Source organism: Dactylosporangium maewongense (assembly GCF_039531485.1).
GTDB classification, from domain to species: domain Bacteria; phylum Actinomycetota; class Actinomycetes; order Mycobacteriales; family Micromonosporaceae; genus Dactylosporangium; species Dactylosporangium maewongense.
In genome coordinates this window covers 505160-518427 of the sequence record NZ_BAAAQD010000003.1, presented here as the reverse complement: position 1 = coordinate 518427, position 13268 = coordinate 505160, and the positions used below count along the sequence as shown (strand labels likewise).

The following is a 13268-nucleotide window of genomic DNA, read 5'->3' as shown; positions in this document are numbered from 1 at the left end:
CCGACCCAAATCCGGATGGTGAACATGACCTCGGCGATGAGCGGCACCCAGGCGGCCGGACGGCCGGTGCGGCTGCCCCGGTCGGCCCGCCGCAAGCAACTGCTCGCCGCGGCGCAGCAGGTTTTCGTGGCGCAGGGTTACCACGCCGCCGCGATGGACGACATCGCCGAGCGGGCGGGTGTCTCCAAGCCTGTGCTCTACCAGCACTTCCCCGGCAAGCTCGAGCTCTATCTGGCGCTGCTCGACACGCACTGCGACGCGATGGTCTCGCGGATGCGCGCCGCGATGGAGGCGACCACCGACAACAAGGAGCGGGTCCGCGGCGCCATCCAGGCGTATTTCGACTTCATCGACCACGAGAGCGAGGCCTTCCGCCTCGTCTTCGAGTCGGACCTGCGCAACGACCCCGCGGTCCGCGAGCGGGTCGACCGGGTGGAGAGCGGCTGCATCGCCGCGATCACCGACACGATCATGGCCGACACCGACCTGAGCCAGGAGCGCGCCGAGCTGCTCGCGTCGGGGCTCGTGGGCGCCGCCGAGGTCGCGGCCCGGTTCTGGGTCGCCGGTGGCCGCCAGGTCGCGAAGCCCGAAGCGGAGGCGCTGCTGACCGCGCTGTCGTGGCGCGGCATCGCGAGCTTCCCCCTGCACGGCGAACACGCCTGATCGCGTTAGTCTTCAACCACACTGGGTGTGCGCGCCGAGGCACGGCCGCGCCGCAGCCCGATCAAGGAGGAAGACGTGGAGGTCAAGATCGGCGTGCAGTATGCGCCTCGGGAGTTGGTGCTGGAGAGCAACCAGTCACCCGCCGAGGTCGAAGCTGCGGTCACCGACGCGATCGACGGTGGCGACAAGGGTGTGCTTTCTCTCGTCGACGAGAAGGGCCGCCGGGTGATCGTCCCGGTCGGCAAGATCGCCTACGTGGAGATCGCCGAGTCGTCGCCGCGGCCGGTTGGGTTCTCTTCCGCGCGTTGACAGATAGCGCTCAGGCCCTGCCCCGTACGGGTGCCAGGGCCTGGGCGTCGTCAGCCTTCGTGCCCCGAGCTGTTCGATCCCTCGGTTGTTGAGCGCTCAGCTGTTGAGCCTTCAGTTGTTGAGCCCGACGGCGCCCATGCGGGCGGTGTGCGCCGAGGTCAGGCGCCTGAGCAGGGCCTGGAAGTCGGCGCCGCCGATGGCCAGCAGCTCGGCGAGCGACGGCCGCTCGGCCGCGACCCGCAGCGCCTGCGAGATGCCCTCGCCGACCAGGCGGCGCGCCCACATCGACAGCCGGTTGGCCACCTTCGGGTCGGCGGCGATCGCGGCCCGCAGCTCGTCGGCGGCGAAGTCGGCGTGCCGGGAGTCGTGCAGGACGTCCAGGATCAGGTCCCGGTCGGGGCCGGCGAGCACCGCCGCGACCTCGCGGGTGAAGTCGTCCGCGATGCCGTCGCCGACGTACGCCTTGGCCAGCCCCTCCAGCCAGTCGGCCGGCTCGGTCTGCTGGTGGTACTCCGACACCGCCTGCACGTAGGGCCGCATGGCGTCCTCGGTGTCGGCGCCGAGCTCGGCCAGGCGGTCGGACAGCCGGCGGTAGTTGGTGATCTCGCGGGCGGCCATCTCGCTGAGCACCGCCCGGCGGCGGAGGTCGGGCGCGAGCCGCGCGTCGGCCGCCATCCGGTCGAACGCGACCAGCTCGCCGAAGGCCAGCATGCCCAGCAGGTCGACCACAGCCGTGGCGGGCGGAGTGAGATCGGACACGACGGCACACTACCTCGCCGGATCACCGGGCGCGCCCCGATGCCCGACCGAAGCCCGACCGAAGCCCGGCCGAAGCCCGGCCGAAGCCCGACTGAAGCCACTGAGCGGAACCGCTCACAAGCCGGTACAATGACTCCGATAGCCGTGGACGGACCCTAGTCCTGGCGCCCGGCGCTTGTAGCCCGCGACCTTGATCATTTCGGTCGCGTGTGGCCCGCGCCCTACCCATTTGAGCGCACCCAGCTTCACCAGGGGCGCTCCCGCGAGAGAGACACCCTGAGCACAACATGACGATCGACAACACTGAGGCCGCCGAAGCAGTGGCCCCGCGCGCACCCGTGCGCCCAGACGCACCCACGTTCGCCGATCTGGGGGCACGGCCGGAGACCGTGGCCGCCCTCGAAGCCGTCGGCATCATCCACGCGTTCGCCATCCAGGAATACGCCGTGCCGATCGCGCTGCGCGGCACCGACCTCATCGGCCAGGCGCCGACCGGCACCGGCAAGACGCTCGGCTTCGGCGTCCCGCTGCTGGACCGGGTCACCGCCCCCACCGAGGGCGCCGACGGCCTGCCGCAGGCGCTCGTCGTGGTCCCGACCCGCGAGCTGGGCCTGCAGGTGGCCCGCGACATCGCCGCCGCCGGCAAGACCCGCGGCGTCCGCGTGCTCCCGCTGTATGGCGGCGTCGCCTACGAGCCGCAGGTCGACGCGCTGCAGAAGGGCGTCGAGATCGTCGTCGGCACCCCCGGCCGCCTGCTCGACCTGGCCAAGAGCAAGCACCTGCGGCTGCACGCCGTGCGGGCGCTCGTGCTCGACGAGGCCGACCGCATGCTCGACCTGGGCTTCCTCGACGACGTCGAGCGGATCCTGACCCTGCTGCCGGAGGACCGGCAGACGATGCTGTTCTCCGCCACGATGCCCGACCCGATCGTCACCCTCGCCCGGCGGTTCCTGCGCCACCCGATGACGATCCACGCGCACCACGACGCCAGCACCGGGCCGTCGCCGCTGACCAAGCAGTTCATCTACCGCACCCACCCGATGAACAAGATCGAGATCGTGGCGCGGGTCCTGCAGGCGGAGGACCGCGGCCTGACCATGATCTTCACGCGCACCAAGCGCGCCGCCGACCGCGTCGCCGAGGACCTGGACTTCCGCGGCTTCGCCGCCGCCGCCGTCCACGGCGACCTCGGCCAGGGCGCCCGCGAGCGCGCCCTGCGCGCCTTCCGCGCCGGCAAGATCGACGTGCTGGTCGCCACCGACGTCGCCGCCCGCGGCCTCGACGTCTCCGGCGTCACCCACGTCATCAACTACGACTGCCCCGAGGACCCGGACACCTACACCCACCGCATCGGCCGCACCGGCCGCGCGGGTGCGACGGGCGTCGCCGTGACGTTCGTCGACTGGGAGGACATGCCCCGCTGGCGGATCATCGACAAGACGCTGGGCATGGACCTGGCGGAGCCGCCGGAGACCTACCACACCTCGGCCCACCTGCTGACCGACATCGGCATCCCCGAGGGCGTCACCGGCTCCCTGCCGACCGCGGACCGCAAGCGCGCCGGCCTCGCCGCCGAGCAGCTCGAGGACATCGAGGGCAAGCCCCGCGGCCGGGGCCGCACCCGTGGCCGGGGCCGCGGCAGCGACCCGTCCGGCTCCGCCCCCGCCGCGGACCCGACCGGCGAGCCCCGCCGTCCCCGCCGCCGCAGGCGGCGCGGCGAGGTCGACCCCGCCGAGCTGCCCGTCACCGACACCGCCGAGGCCACCGGCGCCTCCGCGGACGCCGGCGAGCAGTCGGAGCCCCGTCCGGCCCGCACCCGCACCCGCCGCCGCCAGGTGGTCGAGGGCTCGGACACCACGGACACCGGCCCCGTCGCCACCGCCGAGGCCACCGAGGACGGCGAGCCCCGCACCGCCCGCGCCCGCACCCGCCGCCGCCGTCGCGGCGGCCGCGGCAAGGGCGGCGAAGGCCCCGCCACCGAGGCCGGCGACAGCCCCGAGGCCTGACCCTTCCGGCCGTCCGCGGCCGACTTCATCCCGACGATCCGAACAGTGCGGCAGGCACCCAGCCGGCCGCGCTGTTCGCCGTCCTGGCGCCGGCACCCGTCGCCGGGTGGTCAGGGGACGACGACGGTGAACTCGACGCGGTGGACCTGGCCGGCGCGCTGGAACTCGAAGTAGAGGCGGTAGCGGCCGCTGCTCGGGGCCGACAGCCAGAACTTCACCGCGCCGCCGACCAGTTCGGTCTCGGGGTGCACGTGCAGGTAGCCGAGGTCGCCGTCGCGGAGGACGACGAGGTGGCCGTACGTGCCGAGATAGCGCTGCAGGTCGGTGACGGGGGTGCCCGAGGCCAGCACCCGCAGCGACAACGGTTGGGTGGCGTTGACCGCCGGGGTGCCCTCCATCGCCACCGTCATTCCGGCGACCTCCGCGGTCCGGGCGGGTGCGGGAAGGGCCACCGGCTGGTAATCGCCGGCGACGGTGGCGTCCACGGCGAGCGTGACCGGGGCCTGGGCGCCGGTCGCGTCGAAGGTGACGAAGTCCGTGTAGATCCGCCAGATGCCCGGCGACGGCAGGGCCAGCGGGATCGACCAGGTGCCGTCGGGGGCCATCTCCGGGTGCAGGTGTTGAAACCCGGACAGGTCGTGCCGGGCCACCACCAGGTGCATGAGCTTCTCGTGGTTGACCACGAAGCGGGTGACCGGCTTGCCGTCCGGGCCGAGGATCCGGAACGCGAACGGCTGGGTGGCGCCCGCGGCGAACGTCGTGGTCGTCGGCGACAGCGTGAAGCCGGCGGCGCTGAGTGACAGGCCGCCCAGGTCACCCGCGGTCGCGCCGCCGTGGGAGTGCGAGGGGATGGCCGTCGGGGCGGGGGCGGCGGCCGGCGGTGATGCGGTGGACCTGGCGATCACGAAGCCAAGCAGCAGCGCCAACACGAGTCCACCCGCGACGACCGGCCCCTTCATGCCCAAGACCGTAGCGGCAGGCCGTCGCCACCACTCCACCGGGGGACTTTTAGTGACGTTTGTCCAAATCGTGGTGTTAGTGACACGTGGGGTCAATCGGCAAGATGTGGACCGCGGCCGCGGGCATGGTCGCTGCGTTGATCGTGCCCGGCATCGGGTTCGCCGACCCGGTCACCGACCGGCAGCGGCAGCTCGCCACCGCCTGGCAGGAGCTGGAAGGCGTCATCGAGCGGTTCAACGCCGTACGCGACGACCTGCGCGCCACCGAGGCGCAGCTCGAGCGGGTGAACGCCCGCACCGGCCCGCTGCAGGCGAGCGTCGACGCCGCCCAGCGCGACGCGGACGAGCTCGCCGCCAGGCTGTACCGCAGCGGCGCCGTCACCAGCACGGCCGTGCTCGTCAGCGCGCCGTCGCCGGAGTCGTTCATGGACCAGCTGGCGACCCTGGACCACCTGCAGCGCCGGCGTACCGACGCGCTGCGCCGCCTGAAGGCCGACAAGGCCGCGCTCAAGAAGGAGCAGGCCGACCTCGGCGACCTCCAGGTCCGCCAGCGCACCCAGGAGCAGGAGCTGGGCCAGCGCAAGGCGACGATCGAGGCGCAGGTCCGGCGGCTCGGCGGGGCCCGGGCCGCACGCACCGCCAGGACGCCGTCCGGGGCGCTGCGCGACGGCTACGTGCCGCGCTTCACCGACGACCCGGCCGGGCGCGCGGTCAGGTACGCCTACTTGCAGCTGGGCAAGGTGTACCGGTGGGGCGCCGACGGCCCGGACACGTTCGACTGCTCGGGCCTGACGATGGCCGCGTGGAAAGCGGCCGGCGTGGTTCTGCCGCACAACGCGGCGAGGCAGAAGAAGACCGTCACGCCGATCAGGCGCGAGGAGCTGCGCCCCGGCGATCTCGTCTTCTATTACAAGGACGTCAGTCACGTCGGCATGTACATCGGCGACGGCAGGGTGATCGAGGCGCCGCGCGAGGGCGAGCGGATCTCGATGCGGCTGCTCGACTACGCCCCGATCGTGGGCTACGGACGGCCGGACTACCAATAGAAGATCAGCGCATCGCGATCGAGCCACCACGATGCGCTGATCAACTCCCTGCGGACCAGCTACGACGGGCCTGTTTGTGTCCTAACGGACGAGGCGCGCCAGTCGGCTTGGCGACAGCATCTTCCTGACAGTGGACATCTACTGGCTGTCTCCCCCTGCGCGTCCGCATCCAGGAGTGCCCTCATGAGGCGTCGCCGCCGCTCCCGTTTATCCCTGGGCCTAGTGCTCGCGCTCTGCGTCCCGGCCTCGGCGGCGCTCACCGCACCCGAGGCGGCGGGCGCCGTGACTACGCTGCCGAGCGGGTTCTCCGAGCAGGTCGTGCTGTCCGGGCTCAACCACCCGACGAAGCTGGTGTTCTCTCCTGACGGACGGGTGTTCGTCGCGGAGAAGGGCGGCACGATCCAGGTCTACGACAGCCTGTCGGACCCGACGCCGACCCTGTTCGCCGACCTGAGCGCCCGCGTGCACGACAACGAGGACAAGGGCCTGCTCGGCCTGGCGCTGCCGCCGAACTTCCCGTCCAACCCGTCGGTGTACGTCACGTACACCGCGACGCAGCCCATCGGCGGCGGACTCGACCTCGGCGACACCTGCCCGACACCCGGCACCGGCTGCATCGTCAGCGGGCGGCTGTCGAAGCTCACCGCGAGCGGCAACACGTGGACCGGCACCGAGCAGGTGCTCATCAACGACTGGTGCCAGCAGTTCGAGACCCACTCGGTGGGCGACGTGCGCTTCGGCCCCGACGGCGCGCTCTACGTCAGCGGCGGCGAGGGCGCCAGCCCCGTCTTCACCGACTGGGGCCAGCAGGGCAACCCGGTCAACCCGTGCGGCGACCCGCCCGGCGGCGTCGGCGCGGCGCTCAGCCCGCCCACCTCCGAGGGCGGCGCCCTGCGCTCCCAGGACGTGCGGACCCTCGGCGACCCGACCGGCCTGAGCGGCACCATCATCCGCATCGACCCGGTCACCGGCGCCGCGAAGACCGACAATCCGCTCTACAACGCGACCACCGACCCCAACGCGCGGCGGATCGTGGCGTACGGCCTGCGTAACCCCTTCCGGTGGACGTTCAAGCCCGGCAGCAGCGAGATCTGGATCGGCGACGTCGGCTGGCGGACCTGGGAGGAGATCAACCGGCTGCCCAACCCGCTCGCCACGCCCGTCACCAACTTCGGCTGGCCGTGCTTCGAGGGCAACTCGCAGCAGCCCGGCTACCGCGACGCGAACCTGAGCCTGTGCACCTCGCTGTACAACCAGAACACGGCGACCGGTCCGGTCTACACCTACGGGCACCACCAGCAGGTCAACGACAACGACGGCTGCCCGACCGGCGGGTCCAGCCCGACCGGCGTCGCGTTCTACCCGACGTCCGGCGGCGCCTACCCGGCCAAGTACCAGGGCGCGCTCTTCTGGGGTGACTACGCCCGCCGCTGCGTCTACGCGATGCTGCCGACCAACGGCACCCCAGACCCGAGCAAGATCGAGACGTTCGCGCCCGGCGCGGCCGGCCCCGTCGACCTGGAGATCGGCCCCGGCGGCGACCTGTACTACGTCGACGTCGACGGCGGCACGGTCCGCCGGATCAACTACAGCGCCGGCAACCAGCCGCCGACCGCGGTCATCGGCGCGGACAAGACCTCCGGCGCGCCGCCCCTGGCCGTCCAGTTCAACTCCGCCGGCACCAGCGACCCCAACAGCGGCGACGTCCTCACGTACCAGTGGGACTTCACCAACAACGGCAGCTACGACGCGACCGGCCCGACCGCGAGCTTCACCTACACGACCGCCGGCAACTACACGGCCAAGCTGCGGGTCACCGACGCGGGCGGGCTGTCGGACACCAAGTACCTGCAGATCCTCGTCGGCTCCGACGCGCCCGTACCGGTGATCGACACACCCGCGGCCGGCTTCACGTGGGCGACCAACGACACAGTCAACTTCACCGGACACGCCACCGACGTCCAGGACGGCAACGTCCCCGCGGCCAACCTGCACTGGCAGCTGATCCTGCAGCACTGCGCCTCGGCCGACAACTGCCACCAGCACTACATCAGCGAGAGCGACGGCGCGTCCGGCTCGTTCATCGGGCCCGACCACGAGTACCCGTCCTATGTGGAGCTGCGGCTCACGGCGACCGACAGCAGCGGGCTCAGCACCACGGTCAGCCGCCGGCTGGACCCGAAGACCGCGAACATGACGTTCAACACCGTGCCGAGCGGCCTCAACATCACCGTCGGCTCGGTCACCGGCGTCACGCCGTTCACCGCGACGGTCATCCAGAAGTCGACGCAGACCGTGTCGGCGCCGACGCCGCAGACGCTCAACAGCACCCAGTACACCTTCGGCTCCTGGAGCCAGGGCGGCGCGGCCACGCAGGTGATCACCGCGCCGACCACGGCGACGACCTACACCGCGACCTACGCGGCGACCGGCGGCGGCACGTGCTCCGACAGCTTCGGCTACGTGTGCACCACCGCGACCAAGGCGTTCGTCAACGCCGACACGACGGTGCTGAGCCTGACCGGCGACGAGGCGCTGCAGCAGATCTCCCTGCCGTTCCCGGTCAAGTTGTACGGCGCTTCGTATTCGACCGCGTGGGTCGACACCAACGGCGTCGTCAGCCTGGTCAACCCGAACGGGCCGAAGTGGGACAACACCGCGGTGCCGAGCGCGGCCCTGCCCAACGCGGCGGTCTACGCCTTCTGGGACGACCTCGTGGTCGACGCCAACGCGTCGGTGCGGACCACGACCCTCGGCACCGCGCCCAACCGCCAGTTCGTCGTCGAGTGGCGCAACCCGTACATCTACGGCAACACCAGCCGACGCGTCACGTTCGAGGCGATCCTCTCGGAGAACGGTGACGTGGTCACCAACTACGCGAGCCTCGACAACGACATCGAGAAGGGCAACGCGGCGACGGTCGGCATCGAGAACGCCGACGGCACCGTGGGCCTCGCATACTCCGTCAACACCCCGAAGCTCCAGTCCGGCCGCGCGGTCATCTTCACCGCGCCGGGCGGCACGACCCCGCCGCCCCCGCCGCCGCCGTCCACCGGGACGGTCAGCGGCACCGTGAGCGTCGCGGGCGGTGGGCCCGTCGCCGGGGCGACCGTGACCCTCACGGCCGGCACGACGACGACCACCGACGCCTCGGGCAAGTACAGCTTCTCGAGCGTCGCGTACGGCTCGTACACCGTGAGCGCCACCGCCAACGGGCAGTCGACGTCGGCGGCACTCACCGTCGACGCCGCCACGGAGACGCTCAACCTGACGCTGCCGGCCCCGCCGCCGCCGACCGGGAACTACGGGATCACCACGGTGGCCACCCCGTTCGTCCCGGCCGACGCCACGGTGCTCACGCTCACCGGTGACGACAACATCCAGCAGGTCACGCTGCCGGCGCCGGTCACGTTGTACGGCGTCACCTACACCACGGCGTGGATCGACACCAACGGCAAGGTCTCGTTCGTCAACCCGGGCGGCGCCTACGTGGAGCACTCCGCGCTGCCGTCGACCGCCGCCCCGAACGCGACCGTCTACGCCTTCTGGGACGACCTCGTCGTCGACGGCTCGGCGTCGGTGCGCACCGCGCTCGTCAACGGTTCGGTCGTGATCGAGTGGCGCAACCCGTACATCTACGGCAACGGCGTCCACAACCGGGTGACGTTCTCCGTCGTGTTCGCCCCCGACGGGGTGATCACGCTGCACTACTCCAGCCTGGACAACGACATCGAGAAGGGCGGCGGCGCCACCGTCGGCGTCGAGAACGCCGCCGGCACCACGGCCGCGCAGTACCTGTTCAACCAGCCGTTGCTGGTGTCGGGGACGGCGGTCCGGTTCACGCCTTAGCGGGTTTCTGTCGTACCCGGCGGCTAAGTTCGTGGGGTGCGATCTGAGGCATCGGTACTTCTGAAGAAGCTCGCTGGTCCTTCCGCCGAACTGCGGGAGGACCAGTGGGCCGCCATCTCCGCCCTGGTGGCGGAGCGCCGCCGCGTCCTCTGCGTGCAGCGCACCGGGTGGGGCAAGTCCGCGGTGTACTTCATCGCCACCGCCCTGCTGCGGGCCCGTGGCGCCGGCCCGACGGTGATCGTCTCGCCGCTGATCGCCCTCATGCGCAACCAGGTCGACGCCGCCGCCCGCGCCGGGATCGCCGCCCGCGCGATCAACTCGGCCAACCTGGAGGAGTGGGACCAGATCACCGGCGAGATCGCCGCCGGCACCGTCGACGTCCTGCTCGTCTCGCCCGAGCGGCTCAACAACCCCGACTTCCGCGACAACGTGCTGCCCAAGCTCGCCGCGAGCACCGGCCTGCTCGTCGTCGACGAGGCGCACTGCGTCTCCGACTGGGGCCACGACTTCCGCCCCGACTACCGGCGGCTGGCCACCCTGCTGGCCGACCTCGCCCCCGGCACGCCGGTCCTGGCCACCACCGCCACCGCCAATGCCCGCGTCACCGCCGACGTCGCCGAGCAGCTCGGCGACGCGCTCGTGCTGCGCGGCTCGCTCGACCGCGAGTCGCTGCGCCTCGGCTCGCTGACGCTGCCGTCCGCGCCGCACCGGCTCGCCTGGCTCGGCGAGCACCTCGGCGCGTTCACCGGCTCCGGGATCATCTACACGCTGACCGTCGCCGCCGCCCACGAGACCGCCGCCTATCTGCGCGGCTGTGGCTACGAGGTCGCCGCCTACACCGGCCAGACGGAGAATGCGGACCGCCTCGCCGCCGAGGAGGACCTGCTCAACAACCGGATCAAGGCCCTCGTCGCCACGTCCGCGCTCGGCATGGGCTTCGACAAGCCCGACCTCGGCTTCGTCGTGCACCTCGGCGCCCCGTCGTCGCCGATCGCCTACTACCAGCAGGTCGGCCGGGCCGGCCGCGCCGTCGACAAGGCCGACGTCCTGCTCCTGCCCGGCACCGAGGACCAGGCGATCTGGCGGTATTTCGCGTCCCTCGCCTTCCCGCCCGAGGCGCAGGTCCGCGGCGTGCTGTCCGTCCTCGGCGCGGCGGGCCGGCCGATGTCCACCGCCGCCATCGAGCCGCAGGTCGAGCTGCGCCGCGGGCGGCTCGAGCTGATGCTCAAGGTCCTCGACGTCGACGGTGCCGTCCGTCGCGTCCGCGGCGGCTGGGAGTCCACCGGCGCGCCCTGGCGCCACGACAGTGAGCGCTATGACCGCATCGACGCCGCCCGCGCCGCCGAGCAGGACGCGATGCGCGAGTATGCCGCCCTGACCACGTGCCGCCTGGAGTTCCTGCGCCGGACCCTCGACGACCCGGGCGCCGTCCCCTGCGGCCGCTGCGACACCTGCGCGGGCACCTGGTATCCGGCGGAGGTCTCCGACGACGCCCTCGCCTCGGCCCGCGCCCACCTCGGCCGCACCGGCGTCGAGATCGCCCCGCGCAAGCTGTGGCCGACGGGCCTCTCCGCCGTCGGCGTCTCCCTCACCGGCAAGATCCCGCCCGCCGAGCAGACCCTCCCCGGCCGGGCGATCGGCCGGCTCAGCGACCTCGGCTGGGGCGACAAGCTGCGCAGGCTGCTCGCCGCCCCCGACGCCCCGCTCCCCGACGACATCTTCGCCGGCGTCGTCGCCACCCTGACCGAGTGGGCGAAGGGCGACGAGCGCTGGCCCGCCCGCCCCGTCGGCGTCGTGGTCCTCGGCTCCCAGAGCACCCCCGTCCTGCTGGAGTCGCTGGGCGCCCGCATCGCCGAGGTCGGCCGGATGCCGCTGCTCGGCACGGTCCAGCCGGCCCACGCGGCCGACGCCGCCTCCCGCACCAACAGCGCCCAGCGGGTCCGCGCCCTGCACACCGCCTTCACGGTCCCGTCGGAGCTGGCCGCCCGGCTGGGGACCCTCGACGGCCCGGTCCTCCTCGTCGACGACCTGGTCGACACCGGCTGGACGATGGCCATCGCCGGCCGCCTCCTGCTGCGCGCCGGCGCTCCGGCGGTCCTGCCCTTCGCCCTCGCCGTCTCCGCCTGACCCCTCCCGCCCATTCGCATGATCCCGAACGGTTGTGGCTGTTCTGGCTACCAGATTCGTTCGGGATCATGAGGCCGGGGCGGGAGCAGCGTCAGGGGGTGTCGTCGGGCCACCAGGCGGCTCGGCGCATGTCGATTTTGTCCGACCTGAGCGGGGTGCCTTCCTCGCGGTGGCGGCGGAGGGCCTCCTGCTCGTGGCCCGGGACGAGGCGGCCGTTGGCGGCGACGACGCGGTGCCAGGGGACGCCGCCGCCGTAGTGGGACATGACGGCGCCGACCTGGCGCGGGCCGCCGCGACCCAGGTACTCGGCGATGGCGCCGTAGGACATGACGCGGCCGGGCGGGATGCGTTCCACCACGGTGAGGACCAGTTCTGTGAAGTCGTCGTCGGCCACGATATGGGAACCTACCGTGGATCGACGGCGGCGACCCGGCAAGATAGGCGGCGTGCGCACCCAGGTCACCGAGGCTCGACGGATCGTGGTCAAGGTCGGGTCGTCGTCGCTGACCACCGCGGCCGGCGGGCTCGACGGCAAGCGGGTCGATGCGCTCGTCGACGCCCTGGCGGGGAGCCCCGCGGAGGTGGTGCTGGTGTCGTCGGGGGCGATCGCGGCCGGGCTGGCGCCGCTGGGGCTGCTGAAGCGGCCGAAGGACCTCGCGACGCAGCAGGCGGCGGCAAGCGTCGGGCAGGGGCTGCTGATGCGGGCCTACAACGACGCGTTCGCCAGGCACGGCAGGGTCGTCGGGCAGGTGCTGCTGACGGTCGACGACGTGACCCGCCGGGCGCACTACCGCAACGCGTACCGGACCCTGCGCCGCCTGCTCGACCTGCGGGCGGTCCCGGTCGTCAACGAGAACGACACGGTCGCCACGGAGGAGATCCGGTTCGGGGACAACGATCGGCTCGCCGCGCTGGTCGCGTCCCTCGTCCACGCGGATCTGCTGGTGCTGCTGTCGGACGTGGACAGCCTGTACACCGGCGACCCGTCGCTCCCGACCTCCAAGAAGATCACCGACGTGCGAACGCCGGACGACCTGCTGGACATCGACGTGAAGCGGCCCGGGAAGGCCGGGGTCGGCACCGGCGGCATGGTGACGAAGGTCGAGGCGGCGAGGATCGCGACGACGAGCGGCATCCCGGTGGTGCTGGCCTCCGCGCCCAACGCCAAGGCGGTGCTCGACGGGGAGCCGGTCGGGACGCTGTTCCACCGGCTGCGGGAGCGGCCGCAGGCGCGGCTGTTCTGGCTCGCGCACGCCACCAGCCCCCGCGGCCGGCTGCACCTGGACCCCGGCGCCGTGCAGGCCGTGCGGCAGCGGCACGCGTCGCTGCTGCCCGCCGGGATCACCGCGGTCGACGGCCGGTTCGCCGCGGGGGACCCGGTGGACCTGGTCGACGTGGGCGGCGTGCCGGTGGCCCGCGGCCTGGTCAACTACGACGCGGCCGAGCTGCCGCCGCTGCTCGGCCGGTCGACGGGGGAGCTCGCCGCCGCGCTGGGCCCGGCGTACGAGCGCGAGGTCGTCCACCGCGACGACCTGGTCCTGCTCTAGAGC

The 13268-nt window shown here is 72.4% G+C and carries 10 protein-coding genes; 7 read left to right on the top strand and 3 right to left on the bottom strand.

Annotation, left to right across the window (positions count from 1 at the left end; all coding sequences use genetic code 11):
* Positions 1–24: 24 nt before the first annotated feature.
* The gene (locus ABD332_RS12065) at positions 25–663 is read left to right on the top strand and encodes a TetR/AcrR family transcriptional regulator (protein WP_344501880.1); all 639 of its coding nucleotides are present in this window, start codon (positions 25–27) and stop codon (positions 661–663) included.
* Between the two features lie 75 nt (positions 664–738).
* Complete coding sequence (locus ABD332_RS12060; protein WP_344501879.1) at positions 739–972, top strand: DUF3107 domain-containing protein; 234 nt, start codon at positions 739–741, stop codon at positions 970–972.
* A gap of 111 nt (positions 973–1083) precedes the next feature.
* On the opposite strand, the gene ABD332_RS12055 is transcribed toward ABD332_RS12060, so the two are convergent.
* Positions 1084–1731, bottom strand: a complete 648-nt coding sequence (locus ABD332_RS12055; protein ID WP_344501878.1) for a ferritin-like fold-containing protein — start codon at positions 1729–1731, stop codon at positions 1084–1086.
* Between the two features lie 287 nt (positions 1732–2018).
* Here ABD332_RS12055 and ABD332_RS12050 point away from each other — a divergent pair, with 287 nt between their 5' ends.
* The gene (locus ABD332_RS12050; RefSeq protein WP_344501877.1) at positions 2019–3737 is read left to right on the top strand and encodes a DEAD/DEAH box helicase; all 1719 of its coding nucleotides are present in this window, start codon (positions 2019–2021) and stop codon (positions 3735–3737) included.
* 110 nt (positions 3738–3847) lie between these two features.
* Here ABD332_RS12050 and ABD332_RS12045 read toward each other — a convergent pair whose 3' ends face one another.
* Positions 3848–4696 carry a hypothetical protein gene (locus ABD332_RS12045; RefSeq protein ID WP_344501876.1) on the bottom strand — a complete coding sequence of 283 codons (849 nt, stop codon included), beginning with the start codon at positions 4694–4696 and terminating at the stop codon, positions 3848–3850.
* A gap of 104 nt (positions 4697–4800) precedes the next feature.
* On the opposite strand from ABD332_RS12045, the gene ABD332_RS12040 reads away from it, so the two are divergent.
* The 3 genes from ABD332_RS12040 (at position 4801) to ABD332_RS12030 (ending at position 11718) form a co-directional block, all read left to right on the top strand.
* Positions 4801–5742 carry a C40 family peptidase gene (locus ABD332_RS12040; RefSeq protein ID WP_344501875.1) on the top strand — a complete coding sequence of 314 codons (942 nt, stop codon included), beginning with the start codon at positions 4801–4803 and terminating at the stop codon, positions 5740–5742.
* Positions 5743–5925: 183 nt separating this feature from the next.
* The gene (locus ABD332_RS12035; RefSeq protein WP_344501874.1) at positions 5926–9591 is read left to right on the top strand and encodes a PQQ-dependent sugar dehydrogenase; all 3666 of its coding nucleotides are present in this window, start codon (positions 5926–5928) and stop codon (positions 9589–9591) included.
* A gap of 36 nt (positions 9592–9627) precedes the next feature.
* Positions 9628–11718, top strand: coding sequence for a RecQ family ATP-dependent DNA helicase (locus ABD332_RS12030; RefSeq protein ID WP_344501873.1), 2091 nt, complete (start codon positions 9628–9630; stop codon positions 11716–11718).
* A gap of 91 nt (positions 11719–11809) precedes the next feature.
* Here ABD332_RS12030 and ABD332_RS12025 read toward each other — a convergent pair whose 3' ends face one another.
* Positions 11810–12112 (bottom strand): MGMT family protein, encoded by a 303-nt coding sequence (locus ABD332_RS12025; protein ID WP_344501872.1) that lies wholly within the window; start codon positions 12110–12112, stop codon positions 11810–11812.
* A gap of 52 nt (positions 12113–12164) precedes the next feature.
* Here ABD332_RS12025 and proB point away from each other — a divergent pair, with 52 nt between their 5' ends.
* The gene (proB, locus tag ABD332_RS12020) at positions 12165–13265 is read left to right on the top strand and encodes a glutamate 5-kinase (protein ID WP_344501871.1); all 1101 of its coding nucleotides are present in this window, start codon (positions 12165–12167) and stop codon (positions 13263–13265) included.
* Positions 13266–13268 lie beyond the last annotated feature (3 nt).